Here is a 23,761-nt window from a genome sequence, read left to right as displayed (position 1 = left end):
CTTTTGAATAAACAGTAATCAGAAATATTAAGCGGAAAGGCGGGTCAGTAAGGTGCCTAGGTCTTGGGCGGAGTCGACAATGTGATCGGCCTGCCAATCTTCAATATTTTCATCCTCGGCAATATAACCGTAGCGGCAGGCAATGGTGGCCATGCCGGCATTGCGACCGGATTCGATATCGCGCAGGTGATCGCCGATATAAATGCCTTCGCTTACTGCGCTATTAAGCTGGCTACAAGCTAATAGAATGGGCTCGGCATGGGGTTTGCGATGAGTCACATGATCTGGGCAAATCGCAACGGCGCAGCGCTCCGCCAAGCCTATCTGTTCAAGCAGCGGTAGTGTAAAACGCGAAGGTTTATTGGTAACAATGCCCCATTGCTGTCCGCGTTGTTCAATCTCGGCAAGCACCGTGTCCATACCCTCAAACAAGCTGGTTTCATCCGCGAGATTGTCGGCATAGCGATCCAGAAAGGCCTCGAGCCGAGCTTGAAAATCCGGGTGCTCGGGCGTAATCCCAAAACCCAGCTCAACCACGGCGCGGGCACCATTGGAGACTTGTGTGCGAACTTCTGAATATTGCCGAGCTGGCAGATTATGTTCTGCCAGCATGCCGTTTAACACGCGGGTAAAGTCGGCGGCGGTGTCGAGCAAGGTGCCATCCAAATCAAACAGTATGGTTTTAAGCATGGTTTACGCCGGCTTTTTAACATGAACCATATAGTTCACATCGACGTCGTTATCGTTTAAGCGATAGTTTTTGGTAATCGGGTTGTAGACCAAGCCGGTCATATGGCGCAGTTGTAAATCAGCGTCGCGAATCCAGTTAGATAATTCCGCTGGGCGAATGAATTTGGCAAATTCATGGGTACCTCTGGGCAGCATGCGCAAAATATATTCCGCGCCAACAATGGCGAAGGCGAAGGATTTTGGATTGCGGTTGATGGTGGAAAAATAAATATCGCCACCGGGCTTGCAGAGTTTGGCGCAGGCGCGAATCACCGAGCTGGGATCAGGCACGTGTTCCAGCATTTCTAAACAAGTGACTACATCATATTGCTCGGGCTGTTGTTCGCTCAGGGCTTCAGCGGTGATTTGCTGATAATCCACTTCCAGTCCGGATTCTAAAAGGTGTAATCGGGCAACAGACAGGGGGGCTTCACCCATATCGATGCCGCTCACAGTGGCGCCGCGTTGTGCCATGGCCTCGGATAAAATGCCGCCGCCGCAGCCGACATCCAGCACTTTTTTACCGTTTAGTGGTGAAAAGCCATCAATGTAATTCACACGCAGTGGATTGATATCGTGCAGGGGTTTGAATTCGCTGTGCCGGTCCCACCAGCGGTGTGCAAGCTCTTCAAATTTGGCGATTTCAGCGGGGTCTACATTGGGTAATGTGCTTGATGACATAGGGTGACTCATTAAGATCAATAATTATTGGGCGTTTGAAATGTTGGACTGCCAGTATTGGGCGCGTTTAATCACTTCGTTAATGTCGAGCGTGGTGAGCTGGCCATCCTTAAGCAGCGCTTTGCCGCGTACCCAGCTGTGGCGAACTCGGCTCGCCATATTGGTGTAAACCAATTGCGATACCGGTGAGTACAGCGGTTGCTGCTCCAGCGCAGACATATCTAGGGCGATCAGGTCAGCTTGCTTGCCGATTTCGAGGCTGCCGGTGAGGTGATCAATTCCTAATGCACGGGCACCATTAATGGTTGCCATCTCAATGGCGTAATAATCGGGAACGGCGGCGGCGTCTTTTGCCACGGCCTTGCCCAGCAGGGCGGCGCTGCGCAGTTCGCCAAACAGGTCTAGGTCATTATTACTGGCGGCGCCATCGGTGCCGAGGGCGACGTTGATGCCGGCACGGCGCATTTTTTCTACCGGGCTAAAACCGCTGGCCAATTTTAAATTGGATTCTGGGCAGTGGACAGCGTGGCAGTTGTACTGGGCGAGCAGGGCGATATCGTCGTCGTTCAGATTAGCAACGTGTACACACTGGGTTCGTGGGCCGAGTACCCCTAGTTTTTCCAGTCGCTGAACTGGCGAGAGTTGATGCTGGGCCAAGCTGTCTTGAATTTCTTGCTCGGTTTCATTCAGGTGAATCTGGATGTTGGCGTCTAGCTCGGCGGCTAGCATCGCCACTTTGCTTAGCGGCTCGTCGCTGACGGTATAGGGCGCATGGGGGCCAAAGGCGATTTGAATCAGCTCGTTGTGCTTGTAGCTGTCGCGTAGTGCCAAGCCTTTTTGAAAGTAATCTTCAGGGCCGCTACCCCAAGCGCAGGGGAAGTCGAAAATCGGAAAGCTGAGCTGGGCGCGCATGCCGACTTTGCGAATTTGCTCGGCGGCGGTTTCCGGGAAGAAGTACATATCGCTGAAGCAGGTGGTGCCGGAGCGCAGCATTTCCGCCATCGCTAATTGAATGCCGTCAGCGACAAATTCTTCATTTACCCAGCGACCTTCGGCGGGCCAGATATGGTCGTTAAGCCAAATATGCAGGGGTTGGTCATCGGCCATGCCACGGAACAGGCTCATTGCTGCGTGGCCGTGGGTATTGATCAGGCCGGGCATCAATAGCTGATTTTCAAGGTCCAGCGTTTCTTTGGCATCAATAGCACCGGCATCGGCGGTGGGTAGAATGGCGACAATTTGCCCTTCTCGAATAGCCAAGCTGTGATTTTCCAGTACCGGAAAACCCTCGGTTACGGGCAAAATCCAGCGGGCGTTGATCAATAAATCGGCAGATGTCATTCAGCGTTTGAATCTTGTTTGTCGGTGGAAGCCGCCATTATAGAGAGCGAGCTGCGAGCTGTCCCAATTCTTCGTAAAAATCTGGTGCTAACTGGGCGCATTAACTCAGTTAAGCCCTTGTTTTACGTCGAATGATGCTGTCTTAGTGCACTCTGCATGTGTTAATATTGCGGTTTTATTTCGTCGCTTTTGGGGTGCTGGTTACGTCAGTAATTAAAGCGGCGGGCGCAGTTGACAAAGAATAAGGAATCTCGCGGTAAATGGCTGATAACGCAAAAGAAATTCTAGCGGTCAATATCGAAGACGAACTCAAGCAATCCTATTTGGATTACGCGATGAGCGTTATTGTTGGCCGGGCTCTGCCAGACGTGCGGGATGGTCTCAAGCCGGTTCACCGTCGCGTGCTGTTCGCGATGAGCGAACTGGGTAATGACTGGAACAAGGCCTATAAGAAATCTGCCCGTGTGGTGGGTGACGTTATCGGTAAATACCACCCTCACGGTGACTCTGCGGTGTACGACACCATTGTTCGTATGGCGCAGCCTTTCTCGCTGCGTTACATGCTGGTTGATGGTCAGGGTAACTTCGGTTCTATTGACGGCGATAACGCGGCAGCCATGCGTTACACCGAAATCCGTATGCAGAAAATCTCCCACGAGATGCTGGCGGATCTGGATAAAGAAACGGTTGATTGGGTGCCTAACTACGACGGCACTGAACAAATTCCCGACGTTTTGCCAACCAAGCTGCCCGGCCTGCTGATTAACGGCTCCTCGGGTATCGCGGTAGGTATGGCGACCAATATTCCGCCTCACAACCTAACCGAAGTCATTAATGGCTGTTTGGCGCTACTGGATAATGCCGATATCACCGTTGATGAGCTGATGGAGCACATTCCGGGCCCCGATTTCCCAACGGCCGCGATTATCAATGGTCGCGCCGGTATTGTTGAGGCGTATAAAACCGGTCGTGGACGTATTTACGTTCGCGCCCGCGCCGAAGTCATCAGCAATGAAAAGACCAATAAAGACACCATTATCGTTACCGAGCTGCCGTATCAGGTGAATAAAGCGCGCCTGATCGAGAAAATTGCCGATCTGGTTAAAGAAAAGAAGATCGAAGGCATTTCCGAGCTGCGTGACGAGTCTGATAAAGACGGTTTGCGCGTCGTTATTGAAATGAAGCGCGGCGAAAGCGGCGAGGTGGTGTTGAACAACCTTTACGCCCAAACCCAGCTCCAGAGCGTGTTCGGTATCAATATCGTGGCCTTGGTGGATAATCAGCCGCGCATTCTCAATCTCAAGCAATTGCTGGAATACTTTGTACGTCACCGCCGTGAAGTGGTGACTCGCCGTACCATTTATTTGCTGCGCAAAGCCCGCGAGCGCGGTCATGTTTTGGAAGGTCTGGCGGTTGCGATCTCCAATATCGATGAAGTTATTGCCACTATTAAATCCTCGGCCACTACTCAAGAAGCCAAGGATAATTTGATTGGTCGCGGCTGGCAGGTAGGCGAAGTTAGCGCCATGCTGGAGCGCGCCGGTGAAGATGCTTGTCGCCCAGATGATCTGGAAGATAACTTCGGCTTCCGTGATGGCCAATACTGGCTGTCGCCAGCACAAGTACAAGCCATTTTGGATCTGCGCTTGCAGAAGTTGACCGGGCTTGAGCACGAAAAACTGCTGGAAGAATACCAAGTCAAACTCACTGAAATTGCCGAGTACCTGAATATTCTGGGTAACCCAAGTGTGTTGCTGGACGTAATTCGCACAGAGCTGAATGAGGTTGTCACCAATTTTGGCGACGAGCGTCGTACCGAGATTGTGGCATCTCAGCTTGATCTGACCCACGAAGACCTGATTCCTGAAGAGGATCGGGTGGTAACCATCTCCCATGGCGGTTATGCCAAATCACAGCCGCTGGATACCTATCAGGCCCAGCGCCGTGGTGGTATGGGTAAATCGGCAACGGCAGTGAAGGAAGAGGATTTCGTCGAGCACTTATTGGTGGCCAATACCCACGACACCATTCTGTGCTTCAGCAATATCGGCAAGGTTTACTGGCTCAAGGTCTATCAAATTCCGGTTGCCGGTCGCAATTCCCGTGGTCGCCCCATGGTTAATCTGCTGCCGCTAGAGGAAGAAGAACGCATTACTTCTATTTTGCCGGTCTCCGAATATACCGAAGGCTTCTTCATCTTTATGGCGACGGCCCAAGGCACGGTTAAGAAAACCCCGTTGGAGGCATTCTCGCGTCCACGCAGTGTCGGTTTGCGCGCCGTTGAGTTGGATGAAGGCGATGTCTTGATCGGTACAGAAATCACTCACGGTAGCGACGATGTCATGCTGCTGACCAGCGGCGGCAAAGCTGCCCGTTTTGCGGAAGGTGATGTGCGCGCCATGGGCCGTACCGCGCGCGGTGTTCGCGGCGTGCGTATGGATGAAGGCCAGCAAGTCATCTCCATGATTATTCCGAAAGAGGGCGGCAAAGTGCTGACGCTCTCTGAAAATGGCTACGGTAAGCGCACCCCGGTTGAAGATTTCCCCTGTAAGGGTCGAGGTAACCGCGGTGTAATCGCCATGACCATGAGCGAGCGTAACGGTAGCTTGGTAGGTGCGGTTCAGGTTTTCGAAGGCGATGACCTGATGCTGATTACCGATCAAGGCACCTTGGTGCGTACCCGTACTAGCGAGGTTTCTCAGTCTGGCCGAAACACTCAGGGTGTGCGCGTGATTCGTCTGCGCGATGAAGAGCACTTGGTAGGCGTACAGCGCGTTGCTGAAAATGATGTTGCCGAGGGCGAATTGGCTGAAGGCGAAATTGCAGAAGGTGAGATGCCTGAAGGTCAAGAGGGGCAAATTCCCGCGCCAGAGGCCCCGACTACTGGTGGTGATGAAGCGCCGCAAGCAGATACTGATTTAGATTAAGTAATAGTCATAACTGACTGGTTTTATTGGAGTTATAGAATGTCTCGTCGTTTTAATTTCTGTGCTGGCCCCGCGGCCATTCCCGAAGTTGTTTTGCAGCAAGCTCGCGAAGAGATGCTGGATTGGCAGGGGCACGGATTGTCGGTCATGGAAATGAGCCACCGTAGCCCGGAGATGGTCGGCATTGCCGAACAGGCCGAAGCTGATTTGCGTGAGCTGATGGGAATTTCCGATGACTACGCGGTGTTGTTTCTACAGGGCGGTGCTAGCACCCAATTTGCTTCGATTCCATTGAATCTGGCTGCGGCAGATCAAACGGCGGACTACATCAATACCGGGGAATGGTCTAAAAAAGCGATTAAAGAAGCCAAGCGCTACGTTAACGTAAATGTGGCGGCCAGCGCTGAAGCGAGCAATTTCAGCACCATTCCGGCTTTCGATAGCTGGCAGCTCAGTGATAATGCAGCCTATGTTCACTACACGCCGAATGAAACCATTGGTGGTGTTGAGTTCTTCTGGACCCCCGAAGTAAAAGCGCCGCTGGTAGCGGATATGTCTTCGACTATTTTGTCGCGCCCTGTAGATGTAAACCAATTTGGCCTTATCTACGCTGGTGCCCAGAAAAATATCGGCCCTGCCGGTTTGACCATTGTTATCGTTCGTCGCGACCTGCTTGGCAAGGCGCAAGGCATTACGCCGACCATGCTGGATTACAAAACCGCCGCCGACAATGATTCTATGTACAACACGCCGCCAACTCTGGCCTGGTATCTGGCTGGCTTGGTATTTAAGTGGCTGAAAGGCCAAGGGGGCTTGCAGGCCATGGAAGTGATTAACCGTCGCAAGGCAGAGAAACTCTACGGTTATATCGACAATAGCGGTTTCTATCGCAACCCTGTAGAAGTGGCCAGTCGCTCCTTGATGAATGTGCCTTTTGTGCTGGCTGATGACGCTTTGGACAAGGCCTTCCTCGCCGGTGCCGATGAGGCGGGCTTGCTGAACCTTAAGGGTCACCGTTCTGTGGGTGGTATGCGCGCCAGTATCTACAATGCGGTGCCAGAAGAGGCGGTAGACGCGCTGATTGCCTATATGCAGGATTTCGCCCAGCGCAACGGCTAAGTCTGAGGACAGAGAACACTTATGCCCAAAGAACCGCCTAAGACTGATTCGGTATCGCTGGATGATCTGCGTCAGCAGATCGACAGTATCGATACTCAAATTCACAGCCTGCTAAACCAGCGTGCCAGCTGCGCCCAGCAGGTTGCTGTGGTGAAACAGCGCGAGTTTGAACAAGCCCAAAAATTTGAATCGGGTAGCGATAGCAGTAGTGCTCAGCAATTATTGTTCTATCGTCCCGAACGCGAAGCGCAGGTGCTGGAGCGAGTTAAGAAGGCCAATAATGGCCCCTTGGCTGATGACACCGTCGCCTATATTTTTCGGGAAATCATGTCGGCCTGTCTGGCGCTGGAAAAGCCGATGGAAGTGGCTTATCTCGGCCCGGAGGGAACTTTCACGCAGGCCGCCGCCTTGAAACATTTTGGGGCGTCGGTGATTAGTGTTCCGCAGGCGACGATTGATGCGGTTTTTGCTCAGGTTGAATCGGGGCAGTGCAATTACGGTGTGGTGCCGGTTGAGAACTCTACCGAGGGTATGGTTTCTCACACACTTGACGCTTTTATGAATTCCCGCCTGAAAATCTGTGGCGAAGCGGAGTTACGCGTGCGGCTGAATTTACTGGTGGCGCAGGGTGGTGGCGAAGGCGTTAAGCGTATCTGCGCCCATCAGCAAGCGCTGGCCCAGAGTCGCCGCTGGTTGGATGCAAACTTCCCAAAAATTGAACGGGTTGCGGTGAGCAGCAATGGCGAAGCGGCGCGGATGGCTTCGCAAGATCCGGCAACTGCGGCGATTGCCGGTGATTTGGCCGCCAATCAATACGGTTTGAGCAAGCTGGCCAGTGATATTGAAGATCAGCCTGACAATACCACGCGCTTCTTGGTGATTGGCCGGGAGGATGTGGCTGCCAGTGGTCGCGATAAAACCTCGATAGTGGTTTCCGCCCACAACCGCCCCGGTGCTTTGTTTCATCTGCTTGAGCCTTTTGAGCAGGCCAATGTGATGTTGACGCGCATTGATACCCGACCTTCCCGCACTGAGCCTTGGAACTACGTCTTCTTTATGGAATTTGAGGGGCATCAACAAGATCCCAAAGTTGCCGAGATTCTTCAGCAAATCGAACAGCAGTGCGTGATGTTTAAAATTCTGGGCTCCTATCCCAAGGCCGCCCTCTAGGAATAGGCAATAAAAGAGTGATCGCCAATGCAGTGTGATTTTATCGATCTCGCCAACGATGGGGTTCAGGGCTTGTCTCCATACCAGCCTGGTAAGCCCATTGAGGAGCTGGAGCGCGAGCTCGGTCTGAAAGATGTGGTCAAACTGGCCAGCAATGAAAATCCCTTGGGCGTGTCGCCACTGGCGTTGAAAGCCTACCAGCAAGTGGGAAATAAGCTGCATCTCTACCCGGATGCCAGTGGCTATGAACTCAAACGCTGCTTGGCGGAAAGTTTGGAAGTCGAACCCGAACAAATTACCCTCGGCAATGGCTCCAACGATATTCTCGATCTGCTGGCGCGGGTGTTTCTCGATGCCGACAGCGCAGGTTTATATTCCCAGCACGGTTTTGTGGTGTATCCCATTGCTATTCAGGCGCAGGGGGCGCAAGCCATTGTGGTTCCGGCAAGGGACTGGGGCCACGATCTTGAGGCGATGGCGGCGGCAATTACCGATAAAACCCGCTTGGTCTTTATCGCCAACCCCAATAACCCTACCGGCACTTGGCTGAAAAAGGCGGAGCTGGAGGCTTTTCTTAAAAAAGTCCCTGAAACCGTGGTGGTGGTTTTGGACGAAGCCTATTTTGAATATGTGGGCGAGGGCGAGTACCCCGACGGCGTCACCCTGTTGCAGGATTTCGCGAATTTGGTGGTAACCCGCACTTTTTCCAAGGCCTATGGCTTGGCGGGATTGCGCATTGGCTATTCAATTAGTCATCCCCAAATTGCTGATTTGCTTAACCGTATTCGCGCTCCGTTCAATGTTAATCTGCCGGCCCTAGCGGCGGCGCAAGCGGCGTACAACGACGTGGATTTTCTGCGCCGCTCGCTAAAAACTAATCAAGCCGGACTCAAACAACTGGCGGCAGGCTTTGCCGAACTGGGTTTGGATTTTATTCCCTCGGTGGGTAATTTTATTGCGGTCGAGATGCCGGTGGGTAACGATCCTGCCGGTGCCATGAGTTATTACAACGCGCTGCTTAAAAAAGGCGTGATTACTCGCCCGGTCGGCGTTTATCAAATGCCGAACCACCTGCGTATTTCGGTGGGCTTAGAGCAGGAAAATCAGCGTTGTTTGCAGGCCTTGAAGGAAGTGTTGGCTGAACTCGGCAGTGGTGGCAGCGCGTGATTTCTGAACGCCAGAAAATTGCCAAGCTGACCATTCTCGGTCTCGGTTTGATGGGTGGCTCGCTGGCGCGGGCGCTCAAGGCCAATAATCTGGTGGAGCATGTCTGTGGCTGGGGGCGGCGTAGTCCCTCCTTGGAGCGCGGTCTTGAACTCGGTGTTATTGATAGCTGGACATTGGATTTAGCTGAGGCGGTTAAAGATGCCACTGTGGTGGTGATCTGTACGCCAACCTTGGTGGCTGAGTCCGTATTGCGTGATTTAGAGCCCTTGCTCAGTGGCGATACCGTGCTCACCGATGTCGCCAGTGTTAAGGGCAATATTCTCTCAGCGGCTGAGCGGGTGTTTGGTCACCTGCCGGAAAATTTTGTGCTGGGCCATCCTATTGCCGGCTCTGAACAAAGTGGCGTGGATGCGGCGCGTACCGATTTATTTGTCGATCATCGCGTGATTTTGACGCCGCTCGCCTCAAATAATCCCGAGGCAGTCGCCTTGGTTAATGCCATGTGGCAGTGCGCCGGTGCCGAAGTGGTCGAGATGGACGTGGCCCAGCACGACGCGGTGTTGGCGGCAACCAGTCACTTACCCCATGTTTTGGCTTATACCCTTGTTGATGCCTTGGCGGCTGAGGGTGCGGCGGCGGATATTTTTCGTTTTGCGGCGGGCGGCTTTCGTGACTTCACCCGTATTGCGTCCAGCGATCCGCAAATGTGGCACGATATTGTGCTGGCCAATAAAGCGGCGGTGCTGGCGGGTATCGATAAATTCAGCCAGCATTTGGCGATGGTCAGAACGGCAATTGCCGATGAGCAGGGCGAGCAGATTCTTACGATTTTCGATCGCGCTAAAACCGCGCGCGATGAACATTTCCTCGGGCAGTATATGAAGCCCGCTAAACCTTCTAAATCCTCCGATTAAGAGAACTTATTGTGGAATTTCTAGCACAACCCGGTGGGAGCCTGCGCGGTCGCGTTCGTGTTCCCGGCGATAAATCCATTTCTCACCGCTCCATTATGCTGGGCGCCATTGCCGATGGTGTTACTACGGTTGATGGTTTTTTAGAAGGTGAAGATGCGCTCTCTACCCTGAAAGCCTTTCAAGCGATGGGTGTACAGATAGAAGGCCCGGAAAACGGTCGCGTCGTGATTCACGGTGTGGGTCGCGATGGTCTGCAGGCCCCCAAGGGTGAGCTGTATGTGGGTAACTCAGGCACCTCGATGCGCTTATTGGCAGGTCTGCTGGCAGGGCAAGCATTTGATGTCACCATGACCGGGGACGTGTCGCTCAGCAAGCGTCCGATGGAGCGCGTAGCCGTGCCATTGCGGGAAATGGGCGCTGTGGTTGAAACCGGGGAGGGTGGTCGTCCACCGCTAACCCTGCGCGGCGGTCAAAAGCTAAAAGGTATTGATTACGTGCTGCCTATGGCGAGTGCACAGGTGAAATCCTGTGTCTTGTTGGCAGGTATTTACGCTGAAGGCGAAACCCGTACCACTGAGCCTGCGCCAACGAGGGATCACAGCGAGCGGATGTTGCGCGGTTTTGGTTACGATGTCGCAGTCGATGGCGCAGTAGCCAGCTTAAGTGGCGGTGGTCGTTTAAGCGCCCAGCATATTGATGTACCTGCGGATATTTCGTCGGCGGCATTTTTTATGGTCGCGGCCAGCATTACCCCGGCTGCGGATATCACTCTTGAGCATGTCGGCATCAACCCAACCCGTATCGGCGTGATTAATATCCTGCGTGAGATGGGCGCCAATCTCGAGGTGCTCAATGAGCGCGAAGTGGGTGGTGAGCCGGTGGCGGATATTCGGGTTCAATACGCGCCGTTGAAAGGGATCGAAATTCCAGAGGATCAAGTGCCGCTGGCGATTGATGAGTTTCCTGTGCTGTTTGTGGCGGCGGCCTGCGCCGAGGGTACCACCATTTTGCGTGGTGCCGAGGAATTGCGGGTTAAGGAAAGTGACCGAATTCAAGTGATGGCGGATGGTTTGGCTACCTTGGGAATCAAGGCTGAGCCGACCCCTGATGGCATTATTATTGAGGGCGGCCAGATGGGTGGCGGCGTGATTGATAGTCATCACGACCATCGTATTGCCATGTCATTCTCGGTGGCATCGCTGCGCGCCAATGCCGATATTCGCATTTTGGAGTGCGATAACGTGGCAACTTCATTCCCTAATTTTGTTAGTCTTTCTAATGGCTTAGGAATGAATATTAAAGTTATGGAGAATGTCTAGTGTCGACCTGGATGTCTGAGCCAGCCCCTGCGGCGGTTATCGCCATTGATGGCCCCAGTGGCTCCGGTAAGGGAACCCTTTGCCAAAAGCTGGCTAAACAATTGGCTTGGCATCTCTTAGATAGCGGTGCCTTATACCGCCTAACCGGCCTAGCGGCGCATCGCCGTGGTATTGCGCTGGATAATGAATTGGCCGTTGCCGAGCTGGCCGCCAATCTCGATGTGCGCTTTGTGCCGGGAGAAGAGGGGCAGCCCACCCGAGTGCTATTGGATGGCGACGATGTCAGCGCGGTGTTGCGTACCGAAGAAACCGGTAGTTTGGCTTCACAAGTAGCGGTTTTGGCTGAAGTTCGTGCCGCCTTGTTGGGTCGTCAACGAGATTTCGCGCAAGCGCCGGGCTTGGTTGCCGATGGTCGCGATATGGGCACGGTAGTGTTCCCAAATGCCCCACTAAAGATATTTCTCACCGCCAGTGCCGAGGCTCGCGCGGAGCGGCGCTTCAAGCAGTTGAAAGATAAGGGTGAAAGTGTTACCCTCGCCGCCCTTTTAGAGGATATCCAGGCTCGGGATAAGCGTGACTCAGAACGTGAGTTGGCGCCGCTCAAGCCGGCGGATGATGCGATACAGCTCGATAGTACCGCCCTCGGGATTGATGAAGTGTTTGAGCAAGTACTGGCGCTAGCCAAAAAACGCTTAAGCCTCTAATCAATCTACATACTGTTTCTTTATTTACGTGTCTGATCGGCAGTAAGCCAGCTGGCTGCCGAATGGGCTATTTAAACTGACCCGCATTGGCTGGAAATGCGGCGAAACGTGGCTAAAGCCACATACAGGTATGAAGAATGAGCGAAAGCTTTGCTGAACTGTTTGAAGAAAGCCTAAAAACCATCGATATGAAACCCGGTTCAATCGTAACCGGCGTAATCATCGACATCGATAGCGACTGGGTTACTGTACACGCCGGTTTGAAATCAGAAGGCGTGATTCCACGTGACCAGTTTGTTGCAGAAGGTGGTGAATTCACTCTGCAAATTGGCGACGAAGTTCAGGTAGCACTGGAATCCGTAGAAGACGGTTTCGGTGAGACCAAATTGTCCCGCGAAAAAGCCAAGCGTGCTGAGGCGTGGACTGCTCTGGAAGCGGCTCACGAAGCCGAAGAAACCGTTGTCGGTATCATTAACGGCAAAGTTAAAGGCGGTTTCACCGTTGATATCAACAGCATTCGCGCATTCCTGCCAGGCTCTCTGGTTGATGTTCGCCCTGTGCGCGACACCCTTCACCTGGAAGGCAAAGAGCTGGAATTCAAAGTTATCAAGCTGGACCAGAAGCGCAACAACGTTGTTGTTTCTCGTCGTGCCGTACTGGAGAGCGTAAACAGCGAAGAGCGCGATGCGCTGCTGGCCTCTCTGCAAGAAGGTATGGTTGTTAAAGGTATCGTTAAGAACCTGACCGACTACGGTGCATTCGTAGATCTGGGTGGTATCGACGGCCTGCTGCACATCACCGACATGGCTTGGAAGCGCATCAAGCACCCAAGCGAAATCGTCAATGTTGGCGATGAAATCGACGTGCGCATCCTGAAGTTTGACCGTGAGCGCAACCGCGTTTCTCTGGGTCTGAAACAACTGGGTGAAGATCCATGGGTTGCTATCAAAGCGCGTTACCCAGAAAACAGCCGCGTGAAAGCGACTATCACCAACCTGACCGATTACGGCTGCTTTGCTGAAATTGAAGAGGGCGTTGAAGGTCTGGTTCACGTTTCTGAAATGGATTGGACCAACAAGAACATCCACCCATCTAAAGTCGTACAACTGGGCGACGAAGTGGAAGTGATGATTCTGGACATCGACGAAGAGCGTCGTCGTATTTCTCTGGGTATCAAGCAGTGTCAGCAAAACCCATGGGATGCTTTCGGTTCACAATTCACCAAGGGCGACAAGATCAGCGGTGCTATCAAGTCTATCACTGACTTCGGTATCTTCATCGGTCTGGACGGCAACATCGACGGTCTGGTTCACCTGTCAGACATCTCTTGGAACGAAGCTGGCGAAGAAGCCGTACGCAAGTTCAAGAAAGGTGACGAGATTGAGACTGTAATCCTGTCTATCGATCCTGAGCGTGAGCGCATCTCTCTGGGCATCAAGCAACTGGAAGACGATCCGTTCTCAAACTACGTGTCTATCAACGACAAAGGCAGTGTTGTAACCGGTACTGTTAAAGAAGTTGATGCTAAAGCGGCAATCATCACTCTGGCCGAGGAAGTAGAGGGCGTACTGAAAGCGTCTGAAATCAGCCTCGAGAAAGTTGAAGATGCACGCAATGTCCTGAAAGAAGGCGACAGTGTTGAAGTTAAAGTGATCTCTGTAGATCGCAAAAACCGCGCACTGGGTCTGTCTATCAAGGCCAAAGACAAGGACGATGAGAAAGAAGCGGTTAAAGCACTGCGTGAAAACCAAGCAGAAGCTAACGCTACTACCATTGGTGACCTGATCAAGGCACAAATGGAAAATCGCGACTAATCACAGTTCGCGATTTTACGACTGCCCTGTTCCCGGGGCAGTCGTAAGCCACTGGCAAAAAAGAAAAAAAATGTTAAGCTAGGGCAAAAAAGACTCAATGGGAATTCCCGATGACCAAATCCGAACTGATCGAGTTGATTGCTGAGCGCCAGCCGCAACTGTCTCATAAGGATATTGAGCTCGCCGTAAAAACCATGATTGAACACATGTCTCAGGTACTGGCTACAGGTAGCCGGATCGAGATTCGTGGTTTTGGCAGTTTCTCGCTTCACTATCGCGAACCCCGTGTGGGCCGCAATCCCAAAACCGGCGATACCGTTGAGTTGCCCGGTAAATATGTGCCTCATTTCAAGCCCGGAAAAGAGCTGCGTGAGCGCGTTAATCAGAGCTTGGAAGAAGAGCTGAATCGGAAACTCAACTGATTCATGGATGAATTCAACGCGCTAGCGTTTCGATTGTTTTAGGATTACCTTCCCATGCGCCGTCTGCGTTCTTTGCTGACTTTGCTGATACTCATCGCTGTATTGGCTTTTGGCTTACTTTTCAGTATTGCCAATGACACCCCGGTTTCCCTCGATTTGCTGTTAGTTCAGTTGCCCGAGCAGCGGCTTTCGCTGTGGTTAATTCTGACTTTTTTTGTCGGCGGTTTGTTGGGCATGGCATCGGCTTCGGTGGCACTGTTTCGTCTGCGTGCCAGCCGCTTTAAGCTCCAGCAACGTCTTAAAAAGCTTGAATCTCGCGCCGAACCCCGCTCAGAAGCAAGCTGATGTTAGATCTGAGTTCAGCTTTCGCTCTGACGCTTGCGGCGGTAATAGCGGGTTGGATAATGGGGCGCTTTTGGCGCTGGCCGCATGTTTGGTTTGGTCGCAATGAACCGCCTAATTTCTATCAAGACTTGAGCTTTTTATTTAGCGAAGAGCCCGGCCCCGCAGTTATGGCGGTGATTCATAACCTGCCGATCAATATCGATACCTTGCCCACTCATCTGTCATTGGCGAAGTTACTGCGTGAAAAAGGCGAGATTGAAGGGGCTACCCGCATTCACCAAAATTTACTCGCGTCTGAATCCCTCGAAGCGGATGCCTTAGAAGAAGTGCATTTCGCACTGGCTGAAGACTATATTTCTGCAGGCCTGTTAGACCGTGCAGAGATTCAGTTATTGGATTTGCTGGAGAATACGCTGCGCTTGCGCGAACCCGTTTTAGAGCGTTTGCAGCATATCTACCAAGCGGAAAAGGACTGGGAAAAAGCCATTGCTGTGGCTCGGCAGCGCAAAAATACCAGTTCGAGTGTGCCGGCCAAAACGGGAGCCAAGCCTCAATCTTCCAGTTCTCAAGTCTCTCGAACTCAACGCAAAATCAGCCATTACTTCTGCGAACTTGCAGAATCGGCCCTAGGCGGTGGCGATATGGAGCGCTTCGATGAGTATTTGAAAGGCGCTCAAGAAGCCGACCCGAATAATATCCGGGCCAGTTTGCTACTGGCCCGACAAACCCTTTACAGTGCGCCGCAGGCCACGCTCAATCAGCTACATCAGTTGATGATCGGTCGGTCGGATTATTTGCGTGAAATCTTGCCACTCTACCGAGATGCTTTCACTCGGCTTTCAACGCCGGAACATTATCTGTCAGCGCTAGAAGGTCTGGCTGAGCAAGTAGCGAGTAGCAGCCTGCATCAAGAAATTATCAATCAACGTTTGCAGTTGGGCTTGGAGTCTTCCGCCTCAGCCTATTTTCAAGAGGCGTTGTATCGACGTCCAACGGTGAAATTGCTGACGGCATTTCCGAATCTTGCGGTGGCGGATCGCTTGGCCTTGTCTAAGGCCGTTTTGGAAATTGAGAAAGATAAACCGAGTTACCGCTGCGCCCATTGCGGTTTTTCCGGCCAGAAATTGCATTGGCAGTGTCCCGGCTGTGAAGAGTGGGGTACCATTGCGCCGATTCGAGGAAAACAGGGTGATTAATCAATGACGAATGCAGTAACCGCTTCTCCAGTTTTGGTTGCCTTAGATGTGGCGAACCTGTCGGAATTGGATGCTTTACTCGATAATCTACAGCCGAGCCAGTGCCGTCTTAAAGTCGGCAAAGAGCTTTATACCCGCTTTGGCCCGGAAATCCTCAACAAAATCCAAGCCCGTGGTTTTGAGGTTTTTCTCGATCTGAAATTCCACGACATTCCCAATACTGTTGCTGCCGCCGTGCGAGTGGCTGCCGAGCTAGGGGTGTGGATGGTTAATGTTCACGCCAGCGGCGGTGAAAAAATGATGCGCGCCGCCCGTGAAGCCTTAAACGAATTTGGTGACCGAGCGCCCTTGCTGATTGCGGTGACCGTTTTAACTTCTATGTCAGACAGTGAGCTGCCGACTCTTGGATTAACGGCGAGCACGGCAGAGGAGCAGGTGTTGTTATTGGCAACACTGGCAAAAAAATCCGGTATGGATGGTGTGGTTTGTTCCGCTCGCGAAGCGGCCATGTTGCGCGAGCAACTTGGGCCTGATTTCTTGCTGGTGACGCCGGGGATTCGTCCCGCTAATAGCGCGGCCGACGATCAGACTCGAATTGTGACGCCAGTGGATGCGATGGCACTGGGCAGTAGCTATTTGGTGATTGGCCGCCCAATTACCCGCAGTGAAAATCCACAAACAGCGTTGGCGGCAATTAATAAAGATCTGGGTATCGCCTGATATCTTTCCCGAACGCTTTTTTCTTATTTTTTCCTAGTTAATTTGCTTGCTCAATTTCATGGAAAACGGCCGCAATTAAGTATCTATAAAATAGATACTGCTTATAATAATCTCCCGTTTTACTTGTTAAAGACTTCGCTCTAGTATCTGATTACACTGCGGGTAGCAGCTAAGCCTCGGCTTATTTTGGCCTTGGTTAGATTGATTTTTATTAGATAGAGAGCAAGATGAATTTTATCGATGTGTTTAACGGTGATGCCGACGGCATTTGTGCGCTATTGCAATTACGACTGGCGCAGCCCTGCGACAGTCAATTAGTGACCGGCGTTAAACGGGATATCGACTTGCTTAACCGTGTACAGGCACAAGCGGGTGATCAACTCACGGTCTTAGATGTCTCGCTCGATAAAAATCGTAGCGGTCTTGAGTCGGCATTGGCGGCTGGAGCCGAAGTGTTTTATGTCGATCATCATTTCGCTGGCGATATTCCTGATCACCCTAAACTAACGACTCGAATTAATACCGCCGCCGATGTTTGCACCAGCTTATTGGTCAATGGTCATTTGCAAGGTGCGTTTGCCGCGTGGGCGGTGGTCGGGGCGTTTGGCGATAATTTACGCCAGAGCGCGTTTACCGTGGCCAAGTCGCTTTCATTATCTGAAGCCGAGTTGGAATCCCTCGAAAAGCTGGGCATCTATCTTAACTACAACGGCTATGGCGCCGATTTAGACGATCTTCATTTCAAACCCGATGCGCTTTTTAAGCGTCTGCTTTCCTATAACAATCCGCTGGACTTTATTGCCGATGGCGCGGGTGTTTTCTCGCAGCTAGAGCAGGGGTATGAGGCGGATATGGGCTCTGCTGCCGCCTTGCAGGCTCTCCATCAAAATGAAACCTCAGCGGTATTTATCCTGCCGAATGAGGCATGGGCGAGAAGGGTGAGTGGGGTTTACAGCAATGATTTGGCCAATGGCAGCCCAGATCGTGCTCACGCGGTGCTAACGGAAAAAGCCAATGGCAATTTCTTAATCAGCATTCGCGCGCCACTGTCGAATAAAGTTGGGGCCGACGAGTTTTGCCGTCAGTTCCCCACCGGCGGTGGTCGTGCGGCGGCGGCCGGTATCAACGATTTGCCGGGCGAGCAGTTGGCCAATTTTGTCGAGCGTTTTGATCGCTTTTACCGGGAACTGGCTGCCTAGATTGCCATGCTCACACTAGACGCTTGGATTACCTTATTCGTTATTGCCGGCTGCTTGCTGGGCTTGATGTTTAGTCGCCGTCCGCCAGATTTAATTCTGTGTGCTGGCGTGGTGGTGCTGTTGCTTGCCAATGTATTAAGCCCGCAACAGGCACTGGCCGGAATGAGTAATGAGGGCATGGTCACGGTGGCAGTGCTATTTATTGTCGCCCGCGCCCTGTCTGAAACCGGGGTCGTTAGCTGGATTTCCAGCCGGATATTGGGGCGACCCAGTACCGTGCGTGGTGCGCAATTGCGGCTGATGACGCCGGTGGCCTTGTTTAGTAGCGTGCTGAATAACACCCCGGTTGTGGCAATGTTGGTGCCGGCCGTGCGCGACTGGGCCAAGCGCAATAATCTACCTGTTTCACAGTTAATGATTCCCCTGAGTTATGCCGCCATTATCGGCGGTACCTGTACACTTGTAGGCACCAGTACTAACCTAGTGATTAACGGCATGTTGGTCGATCAACAGGCCGGTGCCGGATTGGCGATGTTTGACCTTGCCTGGGTAGGCGTTCCCTGTGTGTTAGCGGTACTGGCTTTTACCGTGTTATTGGCGCCACGCTTGTTGCCTAACAAAATGAGCAAGGGCGACCGCTTTGAAGATACCCGACAGTACATTGTGGAAATGCTGGTTGATGCCAACTCCGCCGTTATTGGGCAAAGCATTGAAAGTGCCGGGCTGCGTCAATTGCCCGGCATGTTCCTAGTGGAAATTGTGCGCGGTGATCGAATATTAACGGCGGTGCGGCCTACCGAAATTTTGGCCGCCGGAGACCGCTTGGTGTTTGCCGGAGATGTGCGCTCGGTAGTGGATGTGAAAAACATTCACGGCCTGCGTTTGGCCGAGGATCAGGCCTTTAAACTTGGTCGCAGCAATCATGAGCGTTGTTTGGTCGAGGTGGTTATCTCCACCAACTTTCCCTACCTTGGGCAAAATATTCGCGAGATGGGCTTTCGCAAATCCTATTCAGCGGCGGTTATTGCTGTCTCGCGCAATGGTCAGCACATCAAATCCAAAATCGGTGATATTGAGTTAGAGCCGGGCGATACCTTATTGCTGGAGACCCACGAAGATTTTCTAAATAAGCAGCGCTATTCCCGTGATTTTCTGCTGGTTAGCGAAATCGAAAACTCCCGTCCCGTTCGTCATGAACACCGCTTGCGCGCCGCACTTATTATGTTGGGTATGGTATTTGCCGTCGCTTTTGGCTTTTTGAGTATGCTTAAAGCCGCATTTTTGGCTGCGGGTTTTATGGTGCTCAGTGGCTGTATTCGCGCTAATGACGCACGCAGCAGTGTGGATTGGCAGGTCTTAATTGTAATCGCCACTTCCATTGCCTTGGGCTCGGCATTGCAGAGTTCTGGGGCGGCCGACGAGTTAGCGCATTGGTTGGTGGGCTCGGCGGCAAGTTCGCCCTATGCCAGCTTGGCGGCGATCTTTTTGGTGACTACGCTATTCTCTGCGGTGATTTCGAATTTGGCGGCAGCGGTGATTGTATTTCCTATCGCTTTGGCTGCGAGCCAGCAATTGGGTGTGGATTTTACGCCTTTTGCGGTGACCTTGATGATGGCGGCATCGGCTTGCTTTGCTACGCCGATTGGCTACCAGACTAACCTGATGGTTTATGGCCCCGGTGATTACCGGTTTTCCGATTTTATGAAAATCGGCCTGCCGTTAACGGCGATAGTGGGTGTGTTAACGGTATTGATAACGCCGCTGGTTTGGCCTTTTTAGCCGTTTGAGTTAACTGGCCTGACTCAATACGAATTTAACGACGCTAAATACGGTAAAGATAAAAATAATCACAAAGCCAATCGCGGTAATGGCGAAAGTGTGGAATTTACCTTGGGTAAAATCCTGACCTCGGCGCTTGCTGCTGCGCACCCCAAAAGCGGCGGAAAGAACATTAAACACGGTGGCCAGCGCGCCGGTTTTTTCAGTGTTATTTTCTAGTTCTGTCTGGGATTCACTATCTTTTTTTTGTTCTTGGTTCATGCTTTGTCCTTTTCCTAGTCTTATTTATAAAAAGGCTTATTTATAAATAGTCTGGTTTATAAATAGCCTTGTCTATCAGCTTTCGAGTAGACCTGCACAACGCAGGCCTGCTCCTAAAGCGAGTTCTCGCTGTTTTTCGTTAAGCGCTAGGGATCATAGTCCAGAATAGGAGACAGCCAGCGCTCCATGGTTGCCATTTCCATACCCTTGCGTTTGGCAATATCGGCAACTTGGTCTTTGCCTATGCGGCCAACGGCAAAATAACGGGATTGCGGGTGGCTGTAGTAGAAGCCGCTAACCGACGCCGCCGGGTACATCGCCAAGTGCTCAGTCAGGCTAATGCCGGTCTCTGCGGTGGCATTTAACAGCGAGAACAGCGTGGGTTTTTCGCTATGATCCGGGCAGGCGGGATAGCCGGGAGCAGGGCGGATGCCACTGTACTGCTCTTTAATCAGGGCTTCGTTATCGAGGCTTTCTTCTGGCGCGTAGCCCCAGAATTCTTTACGCACTCGCAGGTGCAGGTGCTCAGCAAAGGATTCGGCCAGTCGGTCTGCCAGTGCTTTCACCATAATGGAACTGTAATCGTCGTTGGCTTGTTCGTATTCCTTGGCAATTTCTTCTGCACCCATGCCGGCGGTAACCGCAAAGCCGCCAACATAATCGTCAATGCCGCTACCTTCTGGCGCGACATAGTCGGCGAGACTCATTTGAGCTTTGCCATCGGTTTTTTGTGCCTGCTGGCGCAGATGATGGAGAACGGCAAGATCATTACCCTTTTCGTCACTCAGTTGAATATCATCGCTGCCACGGCGTTCTGCTTTCCAGAAACCGAACACCGCGTTGGCTTTGAGGCGTTTGTCGGCGATTAGTTTATCCAGCATTTTCTGGGCGTCATCGAAGAGATTGCGCGCAGCTTCTCCGACTTTCTCATCGTCGAGAATTTTCGGGTATTTGCCGGCCAGTCCCCAAGAGATAAAGAACGGAGTCCAGTCGATAGTTTCACGCAGCGTTTCTAGCGGGTAATCTTCAAGCGTTTTGGTGCCGAGGAAGGCCGGTTTAGGCGGGGTATAGCCATTCCAATCAAAATCAAACCCTTGCTCGCAAGCCTGACTGTAATCCAGCAAGCGGGTTTTGGCTCCGGCATTAGCACGGCGCTCTCGCACTCGATTGTATTCATCGCGGCGCTGGGCAACGAAGTCCGCTTTCAGGTCTTTGCTAATCAGCGAGCTGGCTACAGCGACCGAGCGCGAGGCATCGGGTACGTAAACCGTGGCATCGTTTTTGTATTTAGGCTCAATTTTAACGGCGGTATGCGCTTTAGAGGTGGTCGCGCCACCAATCATCAGCGGAATATCAAAACCTTGGCGCTGCATTTCACTGGCGACATGCACCATCTCGTCCAGCGAGGGGGTGATCAAACCGCTGAGGCCGATAATATCGACATTTTCCGCTTTGGCGGTTTCCAAAATTTTCTCGCAGGGCACCATAACGCCGAGGTCGATCACCTCGAAGTTATTACACTGCAAAACTACGCCGACAATGTTTTTGCCGATATCGTGCACATCGCCTTTTACCGTGGCCATCAAGACCTTGCCATTGGTTTTGGCATCGGCATCTTTTCCGGCTTCAATAAAGGGGTTGAGATAGGCCACCGCTTGTTTCATGACGCGGGCCGATTTCACCACCTGAGGCAGGAACATTTTGCCGTCGCCGAATAAGTCGCCGACCACATTCATGCCGTCCATCAATGCGCCTTCAATGACGTCGATGGGCTTGCTGGCTTCCAGTCTGGCCGCTTCGGCGTCTTCTTCAATATACGTGGAAATGCCTTTAACCAGCGCGTGCTCAATGCGCTTGGCAACGGGCAGTTCGCGCCAGCTTAAATCTTCCTGCTGGGCGCTACCTTTACCATCGCCCCGGTATTTTTCCGCCAGTTCCAGCAGGCGTTCAGTGGCATCGTCACGGCGGTTAAGAATGACATCTTCCACACCGTCGCGCAGTTCATTGGGGAGGTCGTCATAAATCGCCAGTTGCCCAGCGTTGACGATACCCATATTCATACCGGCTTTAATGGCGTGGTACAGGAATACCGAGTGAATCGCCTCGCGAACCGGGTTATTGCCCCGGAAAGAAAACGACACATTGGATACGCCGCCAGACACCATGGCGTAAGGCAGATTTTCGCGGATGTAACGGGTGGCTTCGATAAAGTCCACCGCGTAATTGTTGTGCTCATCAATACCGGTGGCCACCGCGAAAATATTGGGGTCGAAAATAATATCTTCAGCGGGGAAGCCGACTTTGTTGACCAGTACGTCGTAGGAGCGTTTGCAGATTTCCGCCTTGCGTTCGAAGGTGTCGGCCTGTCCGGTTTCATCAAAGGCCATGACCACCACGGCGGCGCCAAATTTCATGCACTGGCGCGCGTGTTTGATAAATAGTTCTTCGCCTTCTTTCAACGAGATGGAGTTCACCACCGCCTTGCCCTGAATACATTTCAGACCGGCAACAATGACATCCCATTTAGACGAGTCGACCATGATCGGCACTTTGGAAATATCTGGCTCAGACGCAATCAGATTAAGGAAGGTCACAATGGCCTTCTCTGCATCGAGCATCCCCTCGTCCATATTGATGTCGATAATCTGGGCGCCGTTTTCCACCTGTTGGCGAGCAACGGAGAGGGCTTCGTCGTAGTTATTTTCCAAAATCAGGCGTTTGAAAATCGCCGAACCGGTGACGTTGCAGCGTTCGCCGACGTTTACAAACAGGCTGTCTTGGTCAATAACAAAGGGTTCCAGTCCCGACAGGCGGCAGGCGGGCTCGCGAGCTTCCAGTTGGCGTGGCGCAATGCCGTCAACCGCATCGGCTATGGCTTTAATGTGGGCAGGGGTTGTGCCACAGCAGCCGCCAATAAAATTGAGGTAGCCACGATTCGCAAAATCCTTTAGCTCGTCGTGCATATCCTCTGGGGTTTCGTCGTATTCGCCAAATTCATTGGGCAGGCCGGCATTGAAGTGGCCGCCAAAGAAGCAATTTGAGGCCTCGGCCAATTCTTCAACAAAGGGGCGAATCTCTTTAAAACGGCGTCCGCAGTTACTGCCCACCATTAGTGGTTTGGCGTGGGCGATGGTGTTCCAGAACGCGGTCGGAGTTTGGCCGGAGAGGGTGCGGCCAGACACATCGGGGAAGGTCACCGAAATCATAATCGGCAATTCAATACCTTCATCTTCAAAGTATTGCAGAACCGCGTAAATGGCCGCCTTGGCATTGAGGCTGTCGAAAATGGTTTCGATCATAAGAAGGTCGGCGCCGCCAGCAACAAGACCGCGAACCGCCACCGTGTAGTCGGCAACCAGTTGATCGAAGTTAATATTGCGCGCGCCGGGGTCGTTTACATCTGGAGAGATCGACGCAGTGCGGGGCGTGGGGCCGATGACACCAGCGACAAAGCGGGGCTTGTTCGGATTCGCTGCGGTGGCAGCGTCCGCCACTTCCCGCGCTAATTTTGCGCCGGCGATATTGAGTTCTTCCGCCAACTCACCCAGCGTGTAATCGTCTTGCGAAACCGCCGTAGAGTTAAACGTGTTGGTCTCGATAATATCCGCGCCGGCATCGATGTAGGCTTGATGGATTTCTCGAATCACATCGGGGCGAGTCAGGGTCAGCAGGTCGTTATTGCCTTTCAGGTCAGTGCCGAAGTCGGCAAAGCGCGTGCCGCGATAATCGGCTTCTTCAAGCTTGTACCCTTGAATCAGGCTGCCCATGGCACCGTCTATGACCAGAATACGATCTTTAAGGGCTTGTTTTAGTTGTGCGGTGCGGGCGTGTAAATCTTGCATTAAGGGGTAAAACTCTTTGGTCAATTAAAACGTGTGCCTAATCTCAATTGGGCGCGTGTATATGGCAATGCATCGCTCAGAGGCATCGAAACAGTCATGATTCTGCTGATGC

19 protein-coding genes are annotated in these 23,761 nt (G+C 52.4%); 14 read left to right on the top strand and 5 right to left on the bottom strand.

Going from position 1 to position 23,761, the window contains the following annotated elements:
* Positions 1–27: 27 nt before the first annotated feature.
* Genes IB286_RS13025 through IB286_RS13015 form a run of 3 tightly spaced genes read right to left on the bottom strand, consistent with a single transcriptional unit; the run spans position 28 to position 2,751 of the window.
* On the bottom strand, positions 28–690 hold the full coding sequence (locus tag IB286_RS13025) for an HAD family hydrolase (protein WP_190766259.1): 663 nt from the start codon (positions 688–690) through the stop codon (positions 28–30).
* Between the two features lie 3 nt (positions 691–693).
* Positions 694–1,410 (bottom strand): bifunctional 2-polyprenyl-6-hydroxyphenol methylase/3-demethylubiquinol 3-O-methyltransferase UbiG, encoded by a 717-nt coding sequence (ubiG, locus tag IB286_RS13020; RefSeq protein WP_190766257.1) that lies wholly within the window; start codon positions 1,408–1,410, stop codon positions 694–696.
* Positions 1,411–1,434: 24 nt separating this feature from the next.
* Positions 1,435–2,751: a TRZ/ATZ family hydrolase gene (locus IB286_RS13015; RefSeq protein WP_190766255.1), complete on the bottom strand. Its 1,317-nt coding sequence runs from the start codon at positions 2,749–2,751 to the stop codon at positions 1,435–1,437.
* A 260-nt stretch (positions 2,752–3,011) separates the two neighbouring features.
* Here IB286_RS13015 and gyrA point away from each other — a divergent pair, with 260 nt between their 5' ends.
* From gyrA to IB286_RS12950, 14 genes are all read left to right on the top strand, one after another.
* A complete protein-coding gene (gyrA, locus tag IB286_RS13010) occupies positions 3,012–5,678 on the top strand; it encodes a DNA gyrase subunit A (RefSeq protein ID WP_190766253.1) in 2,667 nt (888 codons plus the stop codon).
* Between the two features lie 39 nt (positions 5,679–5,717).
* Positions 5,718–6,797, top strand: a complete 1,080-nt coding sequence (gene serC, locus IB286_RS13005) for a 3-phosphoserine/phosphohydroxythreonine transaminase (protein WP_190766251.1) — start codon at positions 5,718–5,720, stop codon at positions 6,795–6,797.
* A gap of 21 nt (positions 6,798–6,818) precedes the next feature.
* Positions 6,819–7,967 carry a prephenate dehydratase gene (gene pheA, locus IB286_RS13000; protein ID WP_190766249.1) on the top strand — a complete coding sequence of 383 codons (1,149 nt, stop codon included), beginning with the start codon at positions 6,819–6,821 and terminating at the stop codon, positions 7,965–7,967.
* A 27-nt stretch (positions 7,968–7,994) separates the two neighbouring features.
* Positions 7,995–9,134, top strand: coding sequence for a histidinol-phosphate transaminase (gene hisC / locus IB286_RS12995; protein ID WP_190766247.1), 1,140 nt, complete (start codon positions 7,995–7,997; stop codon positions 9,132–9,134).
* Positions 9,131–10,048: a prephenate dehydrogenase/arogenate dehydrogenase family protein gene (locus IB286_RS15505; protein ID WP_317889764.1), complete on the top strand. Its 918-nt coding sequence runs from the start codon at positions 9,131–9,133 to the stop codon at positions 10,046–10,048. The genes hisC and IB286_RS15505 overlap by 4 nt, the downstream gene beginning before the upstream one ends.
* A gap of 11 nt (positions 10,049–10,059) precedes the next feature.
* Positions 10,060–11,367 carry a 3-phosphoshikimate 1-carboxyvinyltransferase gene (aroA, locus tag IB286_RS15500; RefSeq protein ID WP_317889763.1) on the top strand — a complete coding sequence of 436 codons (1,308 nt, stop codon included), beginning with the start codon at positions 10,060–10,062 and terminating at the stop codon, positions 11,365–11,367.
* A gap of 11 nt (positions 11,368–11,378) precedes the next feature.
* On the top strand, positions 11,379–12,071 hold the full coding sequence (cmk, locus tag IB286_RS12985; RefSeq protein WP_190766334.1) for a (d)CMP kinase: 693 nt from the start codon (positions 11,379–11,381) through the stop codon (positions 12,069–12,071).
* A gap of 137 nt (positions 12,072–12,208) precedes the next feature.
* Positions 12,209–13,885 (top strand): 30S ribosomal protein S1, encoded by a 1,677-nt coding sequence (gene rpsA / locus IB286_RS12980; protein ID WP_190766245.1) that lies wholly within the window; start codon positions 12,209–12,211, stop codon positions 13,883–13,885.
* Between the two features lie 110 nt (positions 13,886–13,995).
* A complete protein-coding gene (locus tag IB286_RS12975; protein ID WP_190766243.1) occupies positions 13,996–14,307 on the top strand; it encodes an integration host factor subunit beta in 312 nt (103 codons plus the stop codon).
* 54 nt (positions 14,308–14,361) lie between these two features.
* The gene (locus IB286_RS12970) at positions 14,362–14,652 is read left to right on the top strand and encodes a LapA family protein (protein WP_190766240.1); all 291 of its coding nucleotides are present in this window, start codon (positions 14,362–14,364) and stop codon (positions 14,650–14,652) included.
* Positions 14,652–15,848, top strand: coding sequence for a hypothetical protein (locus tag IB286_RS12965; protein ID WP_190766238.1), 1,197 nt, complete (start codon positions 14,652–14,654; stop codon positions 15,846–15,848). The genes IB286_RS12970 and IB286_RS12965 overlap by 1 nt, the downstream gene beginning before the upstream one ends.
* 3 nt (positions 15,849–15,851) lie before the next feature.
* Complete coding sequence (pyrF, locus tag IB286_RS12960; RefSeq protein ID WP_190766237.1) at positions 15,852–16,568, top strand: orotidine-5'-phosphate decarboxylase; 717 nt, start codon at positions 15,852–15,854, stop codon at positions 16,566–16,568.
* Positions 16,569–16,795: 227 nt separating this feature from the next.
* Complete coding sequence (locus IB286_RS12955; RefSeq protein ID WP_190766235.1) at positions 16,796–17,767, top strand: DHH family phosphoesterase; 972 nt, start codon at positions 16,796–16,798, stop codon at positions 17,765–17,767.
* Positions 17,768–17,773: 6 nt separating this feature from the next.
* The gene (locus tag IB286_RS12950; RefSeq protein WP_190766234.1) at positions 17,774–19,546 is read left to right on the top strand and encodes an SLC13 family permease; all 1,773 of its coding nucleotides are present in this window, start codon (positions 17,774–17,776) and stop codon (positions 19,544–19,546) included.
* A gap of 9 nt (positions 19,547–19,555) precedes the next feature.
* Here the strand turns inward: IB286_RS12950 and IB286_RS12945 are convergent, their stop codons facing one another.
* Positions 19,556–19,807 (bottom strand): DUF2970 domain-containing protein, encoded by a 252-nt coding sequence (locus IB286_RS12945; RefSeq protein ID WP_190766232.1) that lies wholly within the window; start codon positions 19,805–19,807, stop codon positions 19,556–19,558.
* Between the two features lie 146 nt (positions 19,808–19,953).
* Positions 19,954–23,649, bottom strand: coding sequence for a methionine synthase (metH, locus tag IB286_RS12940; protein ID WP_190766230.1), 3,696 nt, complete (start codon positions 23,647–23,649; stop codon positions 19,954–19,956).
* Positions 23,650–23,761 lie beyond the last annotated feature (112 nt).

Origin of the sequence: Spongiibacter pelagi (assembly GCF_014705705.1) — a bacterium.
Taxonomy (GTDB): domain Bacteria; phylum Pseudomonadota; class Gammaproteobacteria; order Pseudomonadales; family Spongiibacteraceae; genus Spongiibacter; species Spongiibacter pelagi.
This window is presented reverse-complemented; position numbering and strand designations above follow the sequence as displayed.